The sequence below is a fragment of the Brachybacterium sp. AOP25-B2-12 genome (assembly GCF_052378625.1).
Taxonomy (GTDB): domain Bacteria; phylum Actinomycetota; class Actinomycetes; order Actinomycetales; family Dermabacteraceae; genus Brachybacterium.
The window spans coordinates 35,677-54,416 of record NZ_JBQSXW010000011.1; the positions used below are offsets into that span (position 1 = coordinate 35,677).

Genomic DNA, 18,740 nt, shown 5'->3' on the forward strand with positions numbered 1-18,740 from the left:
GTCACGCCGCGTCCAGAGGTCTGGCATGCCTCCGCCGTCAGCCCGGCGCGCCGCCGTAGACCCGCAGCTTGAACTCGGTCGCCTCGCGCGCGAGCGTCAGCTCACGGAGCATCCGATCGATGCGATCGCGCTGGGCGAGCATCTTCGTCCGGCGCTCCGGGATCGTCACCTCACCCTGGTCGACCAGCGCGATGTACGAGGTCAGCTCCTGCATCGGCATACCCGAGACACGCATCCGGACCAGGAACACGAGGCGACGGAGCTCCGCCGGACCATAGAGGCGATGCCCGGCGGCGCTCCGGGAGGGCCGCACGAGCCCTTGCCCCTCGTAGTAGCGCAAGGTGTGCGGTGTCAGTCCCACGAGCGTCGCCGCGGCGGCGATCCCCACCGGCCGCGCGTCGTCCTCGATGGTCGAGTCATCGAGCAGCTGGTGCAGGACCTCGACGGCCCCGGCGGGGTCAGAGCCCTCGACACGGGCCACGAGGGTGTCGATGAGGGATGTGGTCGGCATCGTGCGCGGCTCCTGCTCAGACGGGACGGACCGAGGGGGCGACCCCGGGGTAATCCGCCGAGGCCGACAGCTCCGCCCAGCATTCCACGTTCGCCAGCTCCCGCGAGTAGACCGCGGAGAGCCTCCGCACGGACTCGGCGCCCAGCGGCAGCCGCAACGGCGCGTCGTCCAGGGCGAGCACCTGTCGGATCACGCGCGCCGCCCGCACGGGATCGCCTTCCTGCACGCCGTCGGCACGGTCCATGTCCGTGCGGACGGCCCCCGCGACGTCGTCGTACACGGCGCTCCGCCGCGCCCGCAGCAGGACGTCCCCGCTGTTGAAACCGGTGCGGAAGCGGCTGGGCTCGACGATCAGGGTGCGGATCCCAAAGGGTGCGATCTCCGCCGCGAGGGCCTCGGACCACCCTTCGAGGGCGAACTTCCCGGCCGAGTAGCTGCCGACCCCGGCGAAGGACGTCCGACCCCCCTGGCTGCTCATCTGGACGATGGCCCCGTGGCCGGCGGCCCGCATGCTCGGGAGCACCGCCCGCACGAGGGCCGCGGGGCCGAGCAGATGCTGGGCCAGCATGTCCCGCAGCTGGCCGTCGGAGACCTCCTCGGCCGTGCCCACCTGGCCGACCCCCGCATTGTTCACCAGCACGTCGACACCACCGAAGGCATCCATCGCCCGCTCGACGAGAGCAGGCGCCGTGTCGGTGTCCCGCACGTCGTGCGCGACGATCAGAAGTCGCTCCCCATGGAGGGCGACGAGGCTCTCGAGGCGCTCGGGCCGACGTGCGGTCGCGACGACGCGCTCTCCGGCGTCGAGAGCGGCTTCCGCCAGCGCACGCCCCAGTCCGGAGCTCGCGCCCGTGATGATCCAGGTCTTCTCGGATGTCGTGCCCCGGTCGGCGTTCATGGTCGGTTCTGTGTTCATGCCCAGGACGTTAGGGGGTCGAGTGCGCTCGAACGCAAGGTTTCGAGTGCACGAGGGCGCCGGGGACCACGGCAGCGTCCCGTGTACTCCCCGATCCGCGCGGTGGCGCACGGCGCGAGTAGGGTCGGGCCACGATCCGGCCGGAGACAGCGATCCGGACCGTCCGACGAGTCCAGGAGAGCCCTCATGTCCCGTACCCCTCGCACCCGTCACGGGCGGCCGTCCATCGATCCGGCCTCTCGTCCTCACCTCATCCCCAGCGCCCGCCATCTCGTGCCCACGGCGCTCGCGACCGCGGCCTGCGCGACGGCCGGCTCCCTCGCGACCCGCGAGAGCGTGGACTCGGCGTGGTTCGAGGCGCTGGACAAGCCCGGCTTCTACCCGCCCACCTGGGCCTTCCCGGCGGTGTGGAGCGCCCTGTTCGCGGACATCGCGGTCACCACCGCCAAGGCGCTGGACGCGCTACCCCGCGAGGAGCGCGCGGCACTGCTGCGCTCCCTCGCCCTGAACCTGGGGCTCAACGCCGCCTGGTGCTGGACCTTCTTCGGCCGGCGCGAGGTGGCCCTGTCGGTCCCCGTCGCGGCGGCCCTGACCATCTCGAGCGCGCGGCTGGTGCGCCGCGTCGGGCGGGCCAAGGCCCGGTACGGCGTCGCCCTGGCCCCCTACCCCGCCTGGTGCGCCTTCGCGACCGTGCTGAGCCTGGCGATCTCGGCCCGCAATCCCGAGGACTGACGCCTCGCGGTCACGCGTCCGCGGGCCGTTCCCGGCGGGCGACGTCGGGGAGCGATCCGCCCGGCGGCGTCGACCCCGAGCTCGGCCCCGCCCACCGTGCCGCCGGGTGCTCACGGCTCCACGCCGCGCGTCGGACCCGGCGCCTCTGGCACCTCGGGCACCAGAACAGCGTGCGGCCGGCGAGGTCCGCGGAGCGCACGGGTGTCCCGCAGATCCGGCAGGGCAGGGTCTGCCGGTGGTAGACGTAGAAGGACTTCTCGCGGGGCACCACGGACGGGTCCTCGTCGCCGTTCTGGTGGGGACCCCGGGAGCGCTCGATGATGCGCGCCTCGATGTCGCGGTCCTCGGGCTCGGTGGTGACGATCCTGCCGGTGCGCGCCCCGTAGGCCATGAGCTCGGCGAGGTCGTCCCAGATCCCTTCGAGCATCGGCACGGTGAGGTCGCGCCCGGGGACCTGCGGATCCAGCCGCGCACGGAACAGGGCCTCGGCGCGGTAGATGTTGCCTACCCCGGAGATGACCTCCTGGTTCATCAGGAGCACCCCGATCGCGGTGCGGGAAGCACGGACCCGGGCGAGGAACCGCACCGGATCGGCGTCGGCCCGCAGCGGATCGGGCCCCAGCCGTGCCAGGAGCTCGGCGCGCCGGGCGGCGTCGTAGACCTCGCAGGCCGTCGGGCCGGTGAGATCGGCCAGACCCGAGGGACCGATGATCCGCAGCCGCACGGTCTCCCGCGGCACGAGGCGGCGCCAGTCCGCGGTGCCCTCGGGGTCCCCGGCGACCTCGATCTCGCCGATCCGCCGGCGCGGCGCCCCGATCGCGGAGGCGACCGCGAAGCCCTCGTCGCCGGCGAAGGTCCACGCGCCGTACAGGCCCAGGTGCACGTGGACGAAGGCGACGGAGGGATCGGCGGGGTCGACGTCCGCCTCGGGGGCCAGCGCGAGCAGGAGGTGCTTGCCCACGGCCTCCGCCGAGAGCATCACGCGCCCGTCCAGGCGTGCCGCCTCCGCGGAGAAGCGTCCCTGCGGACTGGCCAGGCGCACCCGGTGTCCCGCGAAGGCGGCCTCGAAGGCCCGGGCGAGCCGATGGACGGTATGCCCCTCAGGCATCGATCGGGTCGTCGTACCCGCCGGTCTCCTCGAACCGCGTGACCAGGTCGATGCGCCGCTGGTGGCGCTCCTCGTGGCTGAACGGGGTCGCGAGGAACAGGTCGATGAGGTGGACGAGCTCGTCCTCGGAATGCTGGCGGGCGCCCACCGAGATGACGTTGGCGTCGTTGTGCTCGCGCGCCAGACGCGCTGTGTCCTCGTTCCACACGAGCGCGGCCCGCACCCCGTGGACCTTGTTCGCGGCGATCTGCTCGCCGTTGCCGCTGCCGCCGATCACGATGCCGAGCGAGCCCGGATCGGCGACGACGCCCTGGCCGACGGCGGTGCAGAACGGCGGGTAGTCGTCGAGGGGCTCGTAGCTGTGGGCGCCGTGGTCGGTGACCTCGTGGCCCTTCTCGGTGAGCACAGCCACGAGCCTGTTCTTCAGCTCGAAGCCCGCATGGTCGGTCCCGATGTGGACGTGCATGGGAGGGGAATGCCTTTCGCTCGGGATCCCGGGGTTCCGGGGTCGGGGGACGTCGTCGGACGTCCGGGTCGATGATGGTCCTGCCGCGGACGACGGGTCAGGAGAAGTCGATGCCGCCGGTGCGCGAGCGCTTGAGCTCGAAGAACCCGGGCACCTCGCTCGCGGCGGACACGGCGTCGAAGAGCTTTCCGGCGTCCTCGCCGCGGGGCGCCGGGGAGAGCACGGGACCGAAGTAGGCCACGCCCTCGCCGAAGGAGATCACGGGGGTGCCGACGTCGTCTCCGACCAGGTCGATGACCTTGGCCTGGGAGTCGCGGAGATCCTGGTCGCGGTCCGTCACGTCGTAGGCGTCGTTCAGCTCCGCGGGCAGGCCTGCCGCGGCCAGCGCCGTGCGGACGCTCGCGCGACGGTCGCCGGAGCCACCCACGTGGTAGTCCTCGCCGAACGCCGTGTAGAACGCGGCGAAGTCCTCCTGGCCGCGGGTGCGCTCGATCGCCAGGGCCACCCGGGCAGGGCCCCATGCGTCGTCCATCGCCCTGCGGTAGCCCGCGTCGAGGTCCTTGTCCTCATTGAGAACGGCCAGGGACATCACGGAGAACGTCGGGGCGATCTCGCGGACCTCGGCGGCGTGCAGCAGCCAGCGGCTCGTCATCCAGGCGAAGGGGCAGATGGGGTCGATGTAGAGCGTGACGGGGCGTGCGGACATGGAGGCCTCCGTGGTGCCGGCCTGCGCCGGCGGATCTCGGTGTGGGTTCGGACTCATTGTGTCACCGCACCCCGACCATCGGCGGTCCGGGAGGTCCGCCCGCAGGGGAAACCCGTTGCACGCCGCGCGCCCGGGCGCTTGGATCGTGGGGTGCCCTCCTCCCCGCCCCGTGCGGACGCCTCCTCGCGTCCGGCGACCCCTCCGTCGGTCATGCGCTCGATCGTGCGCTCGAACCGCTCGATGCTCGCCCGCACCATGCCCCTGTCCCTCATGTCCGAGGGCATCGAAGTGATCGTGCCGATCGGCATCGGGATCGTCATCGACCGCGGGATCGTCGGCGGCAGCCTGCTGGTCACCGTCCTCGGTGCGCTCATCATCGTCGCGGCACGGGTCGCGGGCCTGTTCACCTGGGTGTACGTGTTCCTCCGCACCCAGGAGGGACGGATGCGCGAGCGCCACCGCCTGCGGGTCTCGCTCACCGCGGCGGTCCTGGATCCCCGGTCCACGCCGTCCGAGCGCCCGGCGGGAGAGGTCCTGTCCATCGCCACGTCCGACGCCGACAAGGCCTCGGACCTCCTGGACATGCTTCCCTGGGCCGTGCCCGCCTCGGCCGTCGTGCTGGGCTGCGCCGTCTGGTTCACGGTCCTGGACGTGTGGCTGGGCCTGGCTCTGGCCCTGGGGATCCTCGCGCTGATCATCGTGATCCGGATCGTGACCCCCGCCCTGTCCACGCGCTACGACGCCCAGCAGTCCGAGGCCGCCGAGGCCGCCGCGACCGCGACGGACCTCGTGCAGGGCCTCCGCGTGCTCCAGGGCCTCGGCGTCCAGTCCCGTGCCCGCGCCCGGTATCGCCAGAAGTCGCGGGTGGCGCTGCGCGCCGCCCTCGTCAACGCCCGCTTCTCCGGCGTCTCGAGCGGGCTGACCACCTTCGTCTCGGCGGTCATGCTCGCCGCCGTCGTCGTGATCGCTGCGCGGCACACCCTCTCCGGGGCGATGACCCTGGGCACCCTCATCGCCGTGGTCGGCGTGACCCGCTCGGTGATGGGCCAGCTGCAAGGCCTGTCCGGCGTCCCGGTCTGGTGGGCCAGCATGTCGACCTCGGCGCGACGCGTCCGCGATCTCCTGGCCGATCTGGGCTGGACCGTCGAGGACCCGCGCCTCGCGCGGCTCTCCGCCGACCGCACGACAGACCCGCTGACCGGTGCGCCGCGCCGCGGCGGAGCCGGTGGCCTGCACATCGACGGGCGAGCGAGCGACACCCTCGGCGACCTTGCGATCGACGTGCCCGACGGACGCATCGTCGCCGTCGCGTGCGCGGATCCGGCCGATGCCGAGGCGCTCGTCCAGGTGGTCTCCGGCGAGCACCGCGGCGCCCGGCTGGGCGACACCGAGATCACCCCGGACAGCCGGTACGCGCTGCGTCGCGACCTGCTGGTCGAGCCGCACCGGGTGGACCTCTTCGACGGGACGCTGCGCGATCAGCTCGCGACCCGGGCCCCTGCGGGGGTCGCCGATGCCGGGGACGACGCGTGGGCGCACGCCTCCCTCGAGGCGGCCGGGGCGAGCGACATGCTGCGGATCCTGCCCGAGGGCTTCGACTCCCGGATCCTGGATCGCGGTGCGAACCTCTCCGGCGGGCAGCGTCAGCGCATCGCGCTGGCCCGCGCCGTCGCCGCCGACACCCCCGCCCTGGTCCTGCAGGACCCGACCACCGCGGTCGACGCCGTCACCGAGCAGCGGATCGCCGAGGCCCTCGCCGCGGCGCGCCGCGGACCGGACCGCGCGACCCTCGTCATCACGCGGGCCCCGGCCCTCCTGCGCGAGGCCGACGAGGTGGTGTTCGTGCGCGACGGCACCGTGACCGATCACGGCACGCACGCCGACCTCATGGACCATGACGACTACCGGGAGATGGTGCAGCGATGAGCGCCCAGGAGGACATGGTGTCTGCCGCACCGCAGCGCGCACCCCAGGGCATCGCCCTGACGCGCGCGGACTGGCAGGGCTCGGCGGACGACGCTTTGACCGACGACGCCGAGCTGCGCCGCCGGCTCACCGAGCACGCCGCGCTGCTGCCGATCGCCTCCGGTGGCACGACGGCGCGCTTCATGCTGCGCCGTCTACGCGGGCACGGGCTCGAGACGCTGCTCATGCTCGTCTCGAGCACCCTGGCCGCGCTGTGCGCCGCGTGGCTCCCCCGCTTGATCGGCGATGCCGTGACCGTCGTCCAGGAGGGCGACGGGGACGTCCTGTGGCGCCTCGGCGCCCTGATCGTCCTGGCGGGCGTCCTGCAGGCCGTGTTCGCGGCGCTCGCCTGGGCGCAGGTCAGCGCCCTCGGGCAGCGGATCCTCGCGGGCATGCGCGAGGACGTCATCGACCGCGCGCTGGACCTCCCCGCCCAGACGATGGAGAAGGCCGGGATCGGCGACGCGCTGTCGCGGGTGGCCGACGACGTCGACGTGACGGCCCGTGCCGTCAACAACGTCGTGCCGGGCCTCGTGCAGATCTCGTTCTTCGTGATCCTGACGCTGGTGGGCATGGCGACGCTGTCGCCGTGGCTGCTGATCCTCGTGGCCGTCGTCGTCCCCATGTACGTGCTCGCCGGGCGCTGGTACCTCCCGCGCTCCGGCCGCATCTACCGGGCCGAGCGCATTGCGATGGGCGCCCGCGCGCAGGGGCTGCTGTCGGCGATCCACGGCTCGCGCACCGTCCACGCCTACGGTCTCGAGCATCGCGAGACCGCCCACGTCGCGCTGCTGTCCAAGGCCGCCGCCGTGCTCGGGATGCGGGTGCTCGTGCTCGTCTCCCGCGTGGTCAAGGGCCTGAACGTGCCCGAGAACATCGCGATCGCGGCTGTCCTGGTCATCGGCTACTTCCTCGTCCACTCCCTCGACGCGCCGCTGGGGCTGGTCACCGCCGCCGGCATCTACGTCACCTCGCTGATCTGGCCGATGATGATGATGATCTTCATGCTGGACGACGTGCAGTCGGCCGCGGCGAGCCTGACCCGCATGGTCGGCGTCATCGAGACGATCGACCCGGCCACCTCCCCCGGTGACGAGCGCCCGCGGGACGCGTCGATCGACCTGCAGGGCGTCTCGCACGCCTACGGCGAGGCCGAGGACGGCAGCGAACGCACCATCCTGCAGCCCCTGGACCTGCACATCGCCCCGGCGGAGACCATCGCGCTGGTGGGCGCCTCGGGGGCCGGCAAGTCGACCCTGGCCGCGATCATCACGGGCACCCTCGCGCCCCGCCACGGGCGCGTGCTCCATGGAGGGGCGGACCTGGCCCACGCGGACCTCGAGGCGGTGCGGACCCACGCCAGCATCGTCAGCCAGGACGTCCACGTGTTCCGCGGGACGCTCGCCGCGGACCTGCGGCTGGCCCGCGAGGACGCGAGCGACGAGGAGCTGCGCGCGGCGCTGACGCGGGTGGGAGCCCTGGGCTGGGTCGAGGCGCTGCCCCAGGGACTGGCCACCGAGGTCGGCGAGAAGGGTGAGCAGCTCACCCCCGAGCAGGCCCAGCAGCTCGCCCTGGCCCGCGTGGTCCTGCAGGACCCGGCCGTGCTCGTGATGGACGAGGCGACCGCCGACGAGGGCTCCTCGGGCGCCCGCGCCCTCGAGCGGGCAGCCGTCGAGGTGGCCCGCGGCCGCACCACCGTGATCGTGGCCCACCGGCTCTCCCAGGCACGCTTGGCCGACCGGATCCTCGTCATGGACGACGGTCGCGTGGTCGAGCAGGGCACCCACGAGGAGCTCGTGGGCCTCGGCGGCGCGTACGCCGGGCTGTGGGCCGCCTGGAGCCGATGACCCGGGCCCGTGCACCCGTCCGGGTGCACGGGCGTGCGGGGCGCATGGCGCGCCGAGACCGCGGGCGGGTGTGCCGCAGGTCCCACGGCCCGCCGGGGGGACGCGCTAAGGTCGAGGCATACACCTTCCCCCGCGCGGGCAGCGAAGCACGTCGAGGCGGCCGGCCGATCGCCCCGGCACGGCCCGCGCGGGCCGACCCGGCCAGGAACCCCCATGCCCACGACGCGACGCCGGTCGCCTGGCGACCACATGACCTGGACCTACTACACGCCCCAGCACGAGACCCGGACCGTCCGGCCCGGGACGGTGGTGCTCGACGACGACCGCGGCACGGTGCTGTGGATCGCCCCCGGCACCGAGGTGCTGCTCCCGGTGCTCGAGAACGGCGCCGCCCTGCGGCGAGCAGGTGACGAAGGCATGTTCACCGAGCGCCGCGTGCAGTCCAAGCAGCTGTGGACCGGCAACGGGATCCTCATGATCGGGCTGCCCGACCGCCCGTACTCGGTGTGGCTGTTCTACAAGGACGACGGCTCCCTGGGCTGCTACTACGTCAACCTCGAGACACCGCTGGAGCACACCGACGAAGGTGTGCGTACCCGCGACCTCGTGCTCGACCTCGTGGTGCTGCCGCGCCACGACTGGCACTACAAGGACGAGGACGAGCTCGAGGGCGCCGAGCGCGTCGGCTACTTCACGCCCGCAGAGGCCGAGGGGATCCGCGACGCCGGACGCCGCGCCGTCCGCGACATCGAGAGCTGGGCCTACCCGTTCAACGCGGGCTTCGAGCACTTCTTCCCGGACCCGCGGTGGGAGATCCCCCGCCTGCCCGAGCAGTACGCCTGGGATCTGGACCTCACCCGCCGCTGAGCCCGGTCATCCCGGGCGGTGGCAGGATGGACGCATGCCCTCCACCGAGAACCTGACCCGTGACGAGGCGCGCGAGCGCGCCTCCTTCCTCGCGACCGACAGCTACGCCGTGCGCCTCGACCTGACGGGCGACGGCACGACGTTCCGCACCGAGTCGACCATCCGCTTCACCTCCACCGCGGCGCGCGAGACCTTCGTGGACCTGCTGGCGCCCGCGGTGCGCGAGATCGAGGTCAACGGCGCGCTGCTGACCGGTGACGATGCGGCCGCACGTTTCGACGGCGCGCGCGTCCAGCTGCCCGCCCTCGTCGAGGGCGAGAACGTCGTGCGCATCCTCGCCGACGGCGCCTACATGAACACCGGCGAGGGCCTGCACCGCTTCGTGGACCCCGTCGACGACGAGGTGTACCTCTACACCCAGTTCGAGGTCGCCGACGCCCGCCGCATGTTCGCCTGCTTCGAGCAGCCCGACCTCAAGGCGACGTTCACGATCACGGTGACCGCCCCCGAGCACTGGCGGGTCATCTCCAACTCCGTGACCCCGGAGCCCGAGGCCGTCGGGGACGGCGTCGCCGTCTGGTCGTTCGCCCCCACCGAGCGGATCTCGACCTACCTCACCGCGCTCATCGCCGGCGGGTACACCGGCAGCGAGGGCAGCACCACCACGCGCGACGGCCGCACGATCCCGATGGGCGTGTACTGCCGGGCGAGCCTCGTCGAGCACCTCGACGCCCAGCGGATCATCGACGTCGCCGCGGGCGGCCTGGCGTTCTACGAGGAGCGCTTCGACCAGGACTTCCCCTTCCCCAGCTACGACCAGGTGTTCGTGCCGGAGTACAACATGGGCGCGATGGAGAACCCGGGCGCGGTCACCTTCGTGGAGTCCTACGTGTTCCGCTCCGAGGTCTCCGATGCGACGCGCGAGCGCCGCGACCTCACGATCCTCCACGAGCTGGCCCACATGTGGTTCGGGGATCTCGTGACCATGCGCTGGTGGGACGACCTCTGGCTCAACGAGTCCTTCGCCGAGTTCGCCTCGACCACCTGCATGGCCGAGTCCACGGCCTGGAAGGACGCCTGGACCACGTTCTCCTCCCAGGAGAAGTCGTGGGCCTACAACCAGGACCAGCTGCCGTCCACCCACCCGATCGTCGCCGACATGGTCGACCTCGATGCGGTGGCCACCAACTTCGACGGCATCACCTACGCCAAGGGCGCCTCGGTGCTGCGCCAGCTCGTGGCCTACGTGGGCGAGGAGTCGTTCTTCGAGGGCCTGCGCGCGTACTTCCGCAAGCACGCCTGGGGCAACACCGAGCTCGCGGACCTCCTGGTCGAGCTCGAGGCCACCAGCGGCCGCGACCTGCGCGCCTGGTCCGCCCTGTGGCTCGAGACGGCCGGGGTGAACCTGCTGCGCCCGGTCATCGAGCGCGATGCCGACGGCACCGTCACGGCCTTCGCGGTCGAGCAGACCGCGATCCCCGAGCACCCGACCCTGCGCCCGCACCGGCTGCGGATCGCCGGGTACACGGTGCGCGGCGAGCACCTGAGCCGCACGACCTCCGTCGAGATCGACGTCGACGGCGAGAGCACCGAGGTCCCCGGTCTCGTCGGCGAGCGCGCCGATCTCTGGCTCGTCAACGACGGCGACCTCGCCTACGCCAAGATCCGGCTCGACGACGCCTCGCTGTCGACCGCGATCGCGCATCTGCGCGACATCGACGACCCGCTGGCCCGTACGCTCATCTGGGGCGCGGCCTGGGACATGGTGCGCGATGCCGAGCTCGCGAGCCGCCGCTTCCAGGAGCTCGTGATCGCCAACATCACCGGCGAGCCGCAGTCCTCGGTGCTGCGCACGCTGCTGGGCCAGCTCGAGGCCGTCGCGACCCGGTACGCCGCCCCCGAGGAGCGGGCGGACCGGACCTCTGCCGCCGCCGACGCCGTGTGGGCCCTCACCCGGCAGGCGGCACCGGGCTCCGACGCCCAGCTGCAGTTCCTCGAGTCCTTCGCGCACCTGGCCGTCTCCGCCGACCACCAGAAGAGCCTGGAGGGCCTGCTCGACGGGACGGTGGCGCTGGTCGGACGCGAGATCGACACGGACCTGCGGTGGAAGCTCCTCATCGCACTGGCGGCGCTCGGCGGGGCGGACGAGGCCGCGATCGCCGCCGTGCTCGCCCAGGACGACACGCAGTCCGGGCGCAAGGGCGCCCTGACGGCCCGCGCCGCGGTCCCCACCGCCGAGGCCAAGGCCGAGGCGTGGCGCCTCACGGTCGAGGAGGACGTGCTGGCCAACGAATCGATCACCGCCGTCACCCAGGGCTTCGAGCGCGTGCACGACGAGGCCCTCGTCGGCGTGTACACGGGACCGTTCTTCGCGATGCTCGACGACGTCTGGGAGAACCGCTCCAAGGAGATCGCCAACCGTCTGATCCTGGGGTACTTCCCGAGCCGCTTCCCGTCCCAGGACGTCGTGGACCGTGCCGACACCTGGCTCGCCGAGCACGAGGGCGCCGCCTACGGTCTGCGCCGGCCCGTGATCGAGGGTCGCGACGGCGTGGCGCGGGCCCTGCGGGTCCAGGCCGCCGACCGCGCCTGACCCGGGGCGTCCGTCCACGGCGGCACCGGGGCGTCGATCGCACCGAGCTGGCCGCACCGGGCCGGACGCACCGGGTCTCCCGCCCTCAGGGATCGGCCGTGTCCGTCCCTGCGACGGATGCGGCCGATCGCCGTCCGCGGGCGGCCAGCGAGCATGGAGCGTCGATCGTTACGCTCGGGGCCATGGATCTCTCCTGGCTGTTCGCAGAGGGCGGGACGGGCACGGCCGTCTCGCTGCTGGACCGACTGATGGCGTGGCTGACCTCCAGCGGCGTCACCATCGTGCTGATCGTGGTCGTCGCGGCCGTGGCGCGCGTCGTCGCCGGATGGCTGATCAAGCGGTTCTTCCGCACGATGATCAGCTCCGGCTCCGCGCTCTCCTCGATGACCAACACGATGGTCCGTCGCGACAGACGGTCGATGAAGGCGATGAAGGAACGGCGCGAGCAGCGCGCGGAGACCCTGTCCTCGGTCTCCAAGAACGTCGCGGCGCTCGTGATCGGCGTGATCGCCTTCGTCATGATCCTCTCGGAGTTCAACGTCAACGTGGGCCCGATCATCGCCTCGATCGGCGTGGTGGGCCTGGCGGCCGGCATCGGCGCCCAGACGATCATCAAGGACTTCGTGGCAGGCCTCGTGATGCTCTTCGAGGACATCGTGGCCGTGGGCGATGTGGTCGACCTCGAGCACGCCACCGGCACCGTGGTCACCGTGAACCTCCGGGTCACCCAGGTCCGCAGCCTCGACGGCGCCCTGTGGACCGTGCGCAACGGTGAGATCGTGCGGATCGGCAACATGTCCCGCGGCTACTCCAACGCCGTGGTGCAGCTCGACATCGCCAACGCCGCCCACAACGCGAAGGTCACCGAGGTGCTGCAGAAGCTCGTCGACGCCGTGTGGGAGGACCAGGACTGGCACGAGGTGCTCCTGGACCGCCCCAGCATCTCCGGGGTCCTCGCGGTCGACGGCGCCCGCTATCAGCGGCGGATCGTCGCGAAGGTCCAGCCAGGCCAGCAGTGGGCGCTCGAGGAGGACCTGCGCCAGCGCGTGCGGGTGGCGTTCTCCGATGCCGGGATCGAGTTCGCGATGCCGCGGATCGTGGAGCCGACGGCCCCGTGAACCGCCGCGCCGCCTCCATCGCTCACCTCCGGTCGACCGCCTGCCGCCCGTCCCCCGACTCCCGATCCGTGACCGCACACCCCCGATGCGAGGCAACCCCATGACGATCCCGCTGCGACCCCAGGGCCCGACCGAGGACCCCCAGCAGACGTTCTACGACGCCGTGGGCGGGCGCGACACCTTCGTGCATCTCGTCGACGTCTTCTACGACGGGGTGGCCGAGGATCCGCTGCTGCGCCCGCTGTACCCCGAGGAGGATCTCGCGGCCGCGCGGGAACGCCTGACGATGTTCCTCGTGCAGTTCTGGGGCGGTCCCAAGGAGTACGGGGAGCGTCGCGGGCATCCGCGCCTGCGGATGCGCCACGCGCCGTTCGCGGTCTCCCCCGCCGCCCGCGATGCGTGGCTGCGGCACATGCGCCATGCGGTGGACGCCCTGGAGCTGCCGCCCCTGCAGAGCGAGACCCTGTGGGACTACCTCGAACGGGCCGCCCGCTCGCTCGTGAACACCGAGGACGGCGGGCAGGCACCACGGCCCGACATGCCCATCCCCGGCTATCTCGACTGACGGCGACGGCGGGCACGACCTGACTGCAGGTGGATCCCCTCGAGGATGAGGTCGAGCCCGGCGCGGAACTGCTCCGCATCGTCGTGCGTGGCCATCTCGTCGGCCACCTGACGTACGAACGGGAAGCGCTCGGGATCCAGGTCGCGCCAGTGCTGGGCGTAGCGCTCGAGATGGACGTCCCGGCCCTGCCCGTCCATGACCTCGGCCGGAGGCTGCTGTCCGAGGTCGATGGCGGTGCCGACCACGAACCCGAACACCGCCGAGACCGCGAAGAACGTGTCGCGCGGGGTCAGTCCCAGCTGGAGGGACGGCTGCCCCAGTCGCTCGTAGACCTCGAGGACGTGGGGCTGGTCGGCGGCCGTGCGCATCATGTACGCGCCGGTCCAGGGATGCTCGCGGATCGTGTCGAACAGCGCCACGGCCAGGGAGTGCATGGCCGCGAGCGGGTCCTTCTCGCTGCCCAGCCCCGCCGTGTCCTCCAGGTGACGCGCCAGCACCATGTCCGTCGCGGCGTCCAGGAGCGCGTCCTTGGAGTCGACGTACCAGTAGATGCTCCCGACCCCGCCGCCCAGGCGCGCGGCGAGGCTCCGGAAGGTCAGCGCCCCCTCCCCCGCCTCGTCGAGCAGGGCGACGGCCTCGCCGACGACGGCCTCGTAGGAGTGGGAGGCGCGTCGCCGGCGGGGCGTTCTCTCCTGTGATGCAGATGGCATGTCCTCATCCTCTCGCGCTCTTGCGCGGACACGGTGACGGGTCTAGCTTATCGAACATCGTTCGGTTATCGAACGCTGTTCGATTCGCTCTCATCCACCTGGGGTCCCCATGACCGCTCCCTCTCCCGCCCCCACCGCGGCGTCCACGTCGCGCGCCTATCCGTCCCTCCGCGCCGCCTGGATCCCCATGCTCGCGCTGTGCCTCGCGTTCTTCGTCGAGATGGTCGACAACACGCTGATGTCGATCGCCCTGCCCACCATCGCCCGTGATCTCGGCGGCGGCACCACCGCCCTGCAATGGGTCTCCGGCGCCTACTCCCTGACCTTCGGCGGTCTGCTCCTGACGGCCGGTTCCATGGCCGACCGTCTGGGTCGCCGCCGCGTGCTGCTCGTCGGGCTCGCCGTGTTCGGCCTCCTGAGCCTGCTCGTCGCGCTCGTGTCCTCGATGGGTGAGCTCATCGCCCTGCGCGCGGCACTCGGCATCGCGGCCGCCGCGATGGCGCCGATCACCAACTCCCTCGTGTTCCGCCTGTTCGACAGCGACGCGGTCCGCGCCCGGGCGATCACCGTCATGATGATCGTCGGGATGAGCGGGTTCATCCTCGGCCCGCTGGTGGGCGGGACGCTCCTGGCCCACGTGAGCTGGGAATGGCTGCTGCTGATCAACGCCCCCATCGCCCTCGCCGCCTGGATCGGCGTGCGCCTGGGCGTCCCGGCCGACCGCCGCGAGGACCTCACCCGCGACCGCCTGGACCTGCCCGGCTCGGCACTGAGCATCGTGGCGATCGGCGCCGCCTGCTACGCCCTGACCAGCGGGGTCGAGAACGGCTGGACCTCGTGGGTGACCATCGGCTGCGTCGCCCTGGCCGTGGCGGGGATCTGGGGATTCATCGCCCACGAACGGCGCACCCCGGCGCCCATGCTGGATCTCGCGCTCTTCACCAACCGCACCGTGCGGGGGGCCGCTCTGGCCCAGATCGGCACCTCGATCGCCATGGCCGGCGTCATGTTCGGCCTGATCCTGCACTTCCAGTACGCCTACGGCTGGAGCCCCGTGAAGGCGGGCCTGGCCAACCTCCCGCTGATCCTCACGATGCTGGCGGCCTCGCCGGTGTCCGAGGCCCTGGTGCGCCGGCTCGGCCACCGCGGCGCCTGCCTCGTCGGCGCGGCCTGCCTGGTCGTGTCCCTGGCGGGTCTCGCCTGGGGCGTGGGCCACGGGTACCTCGTCATCGCCGTGTGCATGGTGATCATGACCGTCGGCCTGCGGACCGTCATGACGACCTGTGCCGTCGCCCTCATCGGCGAGATGCCGGCCCATCGCACCTCGATCGGCGCCGCGCTCAACGACACCGCGCAGGAGGTGGGCACCAGCGTCGGGACGGCCGTCGTGGGCACCCTCATCGCGGTGCTCGTGACCACGACGCTCCCGGCCGAGACCTGGGACCGCGCACTCGTCGAGCGGTTCTTCAGCGGCGAGGGCATCACCTATGCGGTGCTCGCCGTGGCCGTCGGGGCGATCACCGTGTGGGGCGCCCTGACCCTGACCAGCTCACGCGAGACGGACGAGCACCCGGCCTGACGGCGCCCGTCCGGCGCCGCCCGTCCGCCATCACCCCTCGGGGGCGACCGTCCCGCATCGGCCCCCGGGGGACTGTCCGGCATACGCCCCCGGGGGCGGCCCGGCGAGGCCACGGACCCGAGGCCACGACCCGCGGTGCGGCGCACCGACCCCTCTGCGCCGCGCCGCGGATCAGTCGCGGAACCGCAGGGGCGGATCGACGTAGGCCGCGAGAGCGTCCCGGACGTCCCCGTCCAGACGGGTGGGCCTGCCGGTCACCGCATCGACCAGCACGATCACGGTGCGGGCCGTCGCGTACGGCGCGGTGGCGTCGGGGTCGTCGTGGGTCAGCACGACGTAGTCGATCGACATGCTCGCGCCGCCCAGGCGCGAGATCCACACCCGCACCAGCACGCCGTCGCGACGGAACCCCAGCTCCCGCGCGTACTCGACGCGGTGGCTGGCGACCACCGTGTGCGGGGCGTTCTCGCCGCTGAACGTCGGCAGGGCCGTCGGCGCGACCTCCGCGCCGAGAGCGACCTGCTCCGGAGGGGCGTCCCAGAACGCCCGGATCCTCGCCTCCTCGAGCAGCGACAGCATCGCCACGTTGTTGACGTGCCCGTAGGCGTCGAGGTCGCCCCAGCGCATGGGGACGGTGATGTCGAGATGAGCCATGCCCCCTATCCTGCATGCATGACCTCGACGGATGATGACATCACCGCGGCCCGTGCCGTCGCCGCCGGCCTCGTGGACGTGCTGACGCTGCACCCGGAGGAGGATGGCGCATCCGAGGGTGAGGACGTCCTGATCGGCCATTCGGCCCCCCAGCCGGGAGGCCACGTGTTCGGCGGCCAGGTGATGGGCCAGGCGATCGTCGCGATGGGGCACACGGTGCCCGAGGGGCGGCGCATCCACTCCTCGTACTCCTACTTCCTGGCCCCGGCCGCACCGGACCTCCCGATCAGGTTCAGCGTGGACACCCTGCGCGACGGCGGCTCCTTCTCGGTGCGCCGCGTCCTGGCCTCCCAGCGGGACGCCGCGGGTGCGGAGACGACGCTGCTGGCGATGACCAGCTCCTTCCAGGAGGCCCAGGAGGGGCTCGAGCATTCCGAGCGCGCCCCGGAGGCTCCCGATCCCGAGGGCCTGCCCACGACGGCCGAGGTCCTCGCGGGGATCGAGCATCCCGTCGCGCGGTACTGGTCCACCCAGCGGCCCATCGACATCCGCCACGTCACCGACCCGATCTACCTGCGCCCGGCGGGATCGGCGCAGGCCACCCAGATGGTGTGGATGCGCACGATCGCCCCCATCGAGGCGGCCCCGATCGTCCAGGACGCGATCCTCGCCTTCGCGAGCGACTACACGCCCTTCGAGGCGATCCTGCGCCGTCAGGGTCTGTCCTGGATGACGCCCGGCCTGCGCGCGGCGACGATCGACCACGCGATCTGGTGGCACCGCCACGTCGACGTCAACGAGTGGCTGCTCTACGTCCAGCACTCCCCCTCGGCCTCCGGCGGCCGCGGCCTCACCGAGGGCCGGTTCTTCGACCGCGCGGGCGAGCTCGTGGCCACGGTGACCCAGGAGGGCATGATCCGCGTCAAGGGCTGATGCGGGGCCGCGGCCGGCTCCGGTCCGCGGCCGGCCCGGGCCCCGGCCTCGGGTCACGTCCCACAGGGTCACGGTCCACAGGTTCGCGGCCCGCAGGTTCGCGTCCCGCAGGAGTCACTTCATCGCGTCGTTGCCCGCCTGCTGCGCCTTGGGGAGCCCGTCGGCGGCGGTGGTGCGGCCGATGAAGATCTCCTGGAAGATCGGGATGGCCGCGGTCAGGCCCGCGTTGGCCTTGGCGCCGGTGTCCGCCGGGGTCGTGTCCTTCGTGGCCTCGACGAACTGGTGGACGTCCACACCCTTGGCGTTCCAGAAGTCCACGAAGGCCTGCTGGGCGCCCGTGTTGCCGGGGAATGCCACGCCCTGGTTCGCGATCGGGGTCTGTCCCTCGACCGAGCCCAGCCACGTCAGGAGCTCCTTGATGCCGTCCTTCTTGGTGTCCTCGGCCTTGGCGTTGCCCACGGCGACCACGCCGTGCACGACGCTCTTGCCCCCGGCAGGCCCCTTGACCAGCGGGGCGATGCCCCACGGGAAGGACTCGCCCACGCCGTCGGCGACGTTCTTGAGGTTGTAGGGCCCGGACTGGAACAGCGCGAGCTTGCCCTGGGTGAACAGGTCCCGGGTCACGTCACCGCTCTCGTTGCTGTCCGCGGCGCTCGGTGCCACCTGCTGGACGTTGACGAGGTCCGCGAGGTACTGGAATGCCTGGATGCCCTTGTCGGAGGCGAAGGCGAACTTGTCGTCGACCTCCCAGTCGGCGCCGTTGGAGGCGAGGAAGGGGCCGATGATCGCCTGACGGTCGGCCTGGGAGTTGAACCCGTACTGCGCGCGGGAGTCGACCGCGAAGCCCTCGTCACCGGGGTGCTTGCCGGCCCCGTCGACGGTCAGCACACGCGCGGCATCGCGCAGCGGGTCGGTCGGTGCGGCCGGGTCGAAGCTCAGGGTCGCAGGATCGATCCCCGCGGCATCGGTGAGCGCACGGTTGTAGAACAGGGCGATCGAGTCCCACAGCTGCGGCACCCCCCACAGCCCGCCGTCGCGGGTGTAGAGATCGACGATGCTCTTCTCCCACTGGTCCGTGCCCTCGGTGACCGTGTCGTCGATGTTCAGGAGGTTGCCGGACTCCTGGAACTGCACGTAGTTGGCCGAGTTCATCCAGTAGACGTCCGCGGCGTCACCGCTGGCGACGTCGAGCGGGAGCTTGGTCCAGTAGTCGGCCCAGGCCACGAGGTCGATCTTGACCTTCCACCCGGACTTCTCCGTGAACGCCGTGAGCGACTCCTCGTAGGCGGGCTTGGCGGTCTCGTCCCAGAGGCGGAACGTGAGGGTCTTGGGATCGTCCGTCCCGGAGCCGCCCGAGGACGGGGAGCAGGCGGCGAGAGCACCGGCGGTGCCCGTCGCTGCGAGTCCGGCGATCAGGTGGCGGCGGGAGAGCATGGGCGGTTCCTTCCGTGGGCTGATGCGGCGTCGGGG

17 protein-coding genes are annotated in these 18,740 nt (G+C 72.1%); 9 read left to right on the top strand and 8 right to left on the bottom strand.

What is annotated here, in order from left to right:
- Positions 1 to 37: 37 nt before the first annotated feature.
- Positions 38 to 511, bottom strand: a complete 474-nt coding sequence (locus tag ACT3TZ_RS09545; protein ID WP_444583176.1) for a MerR family transcriptional regulator — start codon at positions 509 to 511, stop codon at positions 38 to 40.
- A gap of 16 nt (positions 512 to 527) precedes the next feature.
- A complete protein-coding gene (locus ACT3TZ_RS09550; protein ID WP_444583177.1) occupies positions 528 to 1,427 on the bottom strand; it encodes an SDR family NAD(P)-dependent oxidoreductase in 900 nt (299 codons plus the stop codon).
- Between the two features lie 186 nt (positions 1,428 to 1,613).
- On the opposite strand from ACT3TZ_RS09550, the gene ACT3TZ_RS09555 reads away from it, so the two are divergent.
- Positions 1,614 to 2,159: a TspO/MBR family protein gene (locus ACT3TZ_RS09555; RefSeq protein ID WP_444583178.1), complete on the top strand. Its 546-nt coding sequence runs from the start codon at positions 1,614 to 1,616 to the stop codon at positions 2,157 to 2,159.
- A 10-nt stretch (positions 2,160 to 2,169) separates the two neighbouring features.
- Here the strand turns inward: ACT3TZ_RS09555 and ACT3TZ_RS09560 are convergent, their stop codons facing one another.
- The 3 genes from ACT3TZ_RS09560 to ACT3TZ_RS09570 all read right to left on the bottom strand — a co-directional run bounded on the left by ACT3TZ_RS09560 (position 2,170) and on the right by ACT3TZ_RS09570 (position 4,439).
- A complete protein-coding gene (locus tag ACT3TZ_RS09560) occupies positions 2,170 to 3,267 on the bottom strand; it encodes an Fpg/Nei family DNA glycosylase (RefSeq protein WP_444583179.1) in 1,098 nt (365 codons plus the stop codon).
- Positions 3,260 to 3,733, bottom strand: coding sequence for a ribose-5-phosphate isomerase (locus ACT3TZ_RS09565; protein ID WP_444583180.1), 474 nt, complete (start codon positions 3,731 to 3,733; stop codon positions 3,260 to 3,262). The genes ACT3TZ_RS09560 and ACT3TZ_RS09565 overlap by 8 nt, the downstream gene beginning before the upstream one ends.
- A 97-nt stretch (positions 3,734 to 3,830) precedes the next feature.
- Positions 3,831 to 4,439, bottom strand: coding sequence for a mycothiol-dependent nitroreductase Rv2466c family protein (locus ACT3TZ_RS09570; RefSeq protein ID WP_444583181.1), 609 nt, complete (start codon positions 4,437 to 4,439; stop codon positions 3,831 to 3,833).
- Between the two features lie 150 nt (positions 4,440 to 4,589).
- On the opposite strand from ACT3TZ_RS09570, the gene ACT3TZ_RS09575 reads away from it, so the two are divergent.
- The 6 genes from ACT3TZ_RS09575 (at position 4,590) to ACT3TZ_RS09600 (ending at position 13,394) form a co-directional block, all read left to right on the top strand.
- Positions 4,590 to 6,365: an ABC transporter transmembrane domain-containing protein gene (locus tag ACT3TZ_RS09575; protein WP_444583182.1), complete on the top strand. Its 1,776-nt coding sequence runs from the start codon at positions 4,590 to 4,592 to the stop codon at positions 6,363 to 6,365.
- Positions 6,362 to 8,251 carry an ABC transporter ATP-binding protein gene (locus ACT3TZ_RS09580; protein ID WP_444583183.1) on the top strand — a complete coding sequence of 630 codons (1,890 nt, stop codon included), beginning with the start codon at positions 6,362 to 6,364 and terminating at the stop codon, positions 8,249 to 8,251. Before ACT3TZ_RS09575 ends, ACT3TZ_RS09580 begins: the two co-directional genes overlap by 4 nt.
- A 213-nt stretch (positions 8,252 to 8,464) precedes the next feature.
- Positions 8,465 to 9,118 carry a DUF402 domain-containing protein gene (locus ACT3TZ_RS09585; RefSeq protein WP_444583184.1) on the top strand — a complete coding sequence of 218 codons (654 nt, stop codon included), beginning with the start codon at positions 8,465 to 8,467 and terminating at the stop codon, positions 9,116 to 9,118.
- A gap of 34 nt (positions 9,119 to 9,152) precedes the next feature.
- Positions 9,153 to 11,711 carry an aminopeptidase N gene (gene pepN, locus ACT3TZ_RS09590; RefSeq protein WP_444583185.1) on the top strand — a complete coding sequence of 853 codons (2,559 nt, stop codon included), beginning with the start codon at positions 9,153 to 9,155 and terminating at the stop codon, positions 11,709 to 11,711.
- 182 nt (positions 11,712 to 11,893) lie between these two features.
- Entirely contained in the window at positions 11,894 to 12,829 is a 936-nt protein-coding gene (locus ACT3TZ_RS09595) for a mechanosensitive ion channel family protein (protein ID WP_444583186.1), read from the top strand.
- Between the two features lie 100 nt (positions 12,830 to 12,929).
- The gene (locus tag ACT3TZ_RS09600; RefSeq protein WP_444583187.1) at positions 12,930 to 13,394 is read left to right on the top strand and encodes a globin; all 465 of its coding nucleotides are present in this window, start codon (positions 12,930 to 12,932) and stop codon (positions 13,392 to 13,394) included.
- Here ACT3TZ_RS09600 and ACT3TZ_RS09605 read toward each other — a convergent pair.
- The gene (locus tag ACT3TZ_RS09605) at positions 13,382 to 14,104 is read right to left on the bottom strand and encodes a TetR/AcrR family transcriptional regulator (RefSeq protein ID WP_444583188.1); all 723 of its coding nucleotides are present in this window, start codon (positions 14,102 to 14,104) and stop codon (positions 13,382 to 13,384) included. The two genes, ACT3TZ_RS09600 and ACT3TZ_RS09605, sit on opposite strands and share 13 nt — an antisense overlap.
- Before the next feature lie 109 nt (positions 14,105 to 14,213).
- Here ACT3TZ_RS09605 and ACT3TZ_RS09610 point away from each other — a divergent pair, with 109 nt between their 5' ends.
- Complete coding sequence (locus ACT3TZ_RS09610) at positions 14,214 to 15,683, top strand: MFS transporter (RefSeq protein WP_444583189.1); 1,470 nt, start codon at positions 14,214 to 14,216, stop codon at positions 15,681 to 15,683.
- A 171-nt stretch (positions 15,684 to 15,854) separates the two neighbouring features.
- Here ACT3TZ_RS09610 and ACT3TZ_RS09615 read toward each other — a convergent pair whose 3' ends face one another.
- Complete coding sequence (locus ACT3TZ_RS09615) at positions 15,855 to 16,337, bottom strand: acyl-CoA thioesterase (RefSeq protein WP_444583190.1); 483 nt, start codon at positions 16,335 to 16,337, stop codon at positions 15,855 to 15,857.
- Positions 16,338 to 16,355: 18 nt separating this feature from the next.
- On the opposite strand from ACT3TZ_RS09615, the gene ACT3TZ_RS09620 reads away from it, so the two are divergent.
- Positions 16,356 to 17,270, top strand: a complete 915-nt coding sequence (locus ACT3TZ_RS09620; protein WP_444583191.1) for an acyl-CoA thioesterase — start codon at positions 16,356 to 16,358, stop codon at positions 17,268 to 17,270.
- A gap of 114 nt (positions 17,271 to 17,384) precedes the next feature.
- On the opposite strand, the gene ACT3TZ_RS09625 is transcribed toward ACT3TZ_RS09620, so the two are convergent.
- On the bottom strand, positions 17,385 to 18,704 hold the full coding sequence (locus tag ACT3TZ_RS09625; RefSeq protein WP_444583192.1) for an ABC transporter substrate-binding protein: 1,320 nt from the start codon (positions 18,702 to 18,704) through the stop codon (positions 17,385 to 17,387).
- Positions 18,705 to 18,740 lie beyond the last annotated feature (36 nt).

What these genes read in the sequence shown, in the direction of transcription:
- ACT3TZ_RS09545 (WP_444583176.1), bottom strand. Translation starts at nt 511, where the DNA reads ATGCCGACCACATCCCTCATCGACACCCTCGTGGCCCGTGTCGAGGGC.
- ACT3TZ_RS09550 (WP_444583177.1), bottom strand. Translation starts at nt 1,427, where the DNA reads ATGAACACAGAACCGACCATGAACGCCGACCGGGGCACGACATCCGAG.
- ACT3TZ_RS09555 (WP_444583178.1), top strand. Translation starts at nt 1,614, where the DNA reads ATGTCCCGTACCCCTCGCACCCGTCACGGGCGGCCGTCCATCGATCCG.
- ACT3TZ_RS09560 (WP_444583179.1), bottom strand. Translation starts at nt 3,267, where the DNA reads ATGCCTGAGGGGCATACCGTCCATCGGCTCGCCCGGGCCTTCGAGGCC.
- ACT3TZ_RS09565 (WP_444583180.1), bottom strand. Translation starts at nt 3,733, where the DNA reads ATGCACGTCCACATCGGGACCGACCATGCGGGCTTCGAGCTGAAGAAC.
- ACT3TZ_RS09570 (WP_444583181.1), bottom strand. Translation starts at nt 4,439, where the DNA reads ATGTCCGCACGCCCCGTCACGCTCTACATCGACCCCATCTGCCCCTTC.
- ACT3TZ_RS09580 (WP_444583183.1), top strand. Translation starts at nt 6,362, where the DNA reads ATGAGCGCCCAGGAGGACATGGTGTCTGCCGCACCGCAGCGCGCACCC.
- ACT3TZ_RS09585 (WP_444583184.1), top strand. Translation starts at nt 8,465, where the DNA reads ATGCCCACGACGCGACGCCGGTCGCCTGGCGACCACATGACCTGGACC.
- pepN (WP_444583185.1), top strand. Translation starts at nt 9,153, where the DNA reads ATGCCCTCCACCGAGAACCTGACCCGTGACGAGGCGCGCGAGCGCGCC.
- ACT3TZ_RS09595 (WP_444583186.1), top strand. Translation starts at nt 11,894, where the DNA reads ATGGATCTCTCCTGGCTGTTCGCAGAGGGCGGGACGGGCACGGCCGTC.
- ACT3TZ_RS09600 (WP_444583187.1), top strand. Translation starts at nt 12,930, where the DNA reads ATGACGATCCCGCTGCGACCCCAGGGCCCGACCGAGGACCCCCAGCAG.
- ACT3TZ_RS09605 (WP_444583188.1), bottom strand. Translation starts at nt 14,104, where the DNA reads ATGCCATCTGCATCACAGGAGAGAACGCCCCGCCGGCGACGCGCCTCC.
- ACT3TZ_RS09610 (WP_444583189.1), top strand. Translation starts at nt 14,214, where the DNA reads ATGACCGCTCCCTCTCCCGCCCCCACCGCGGCGTCCACGTCGCGCGCC.
- ACT3TZ_RS09615 (WP_444583190.1), bottom strand. Translation starts at nt 16,337, where the DNA reads ATGGCTCATCTCGACATCACCGTCCCCATGCGCTGGGGCGACCTCGAC.
- ACT3TZ_RS09620 (WP_444583191.1), top strand. Translation starts at nt 16,356, where the DNA reads ATGACCTCGACGGATGATGACATCACCGCGGCCCGTGCCGTCGCCGCC.
- ACT3TZ_RS09625 (WP_444583192.1), bottom strand. Translation starts at nt 18,704, where the DNA reads ATGCTCTCCCGCCGCCACCTGATCGCCGGACTCGCAGCGACGGGCACC.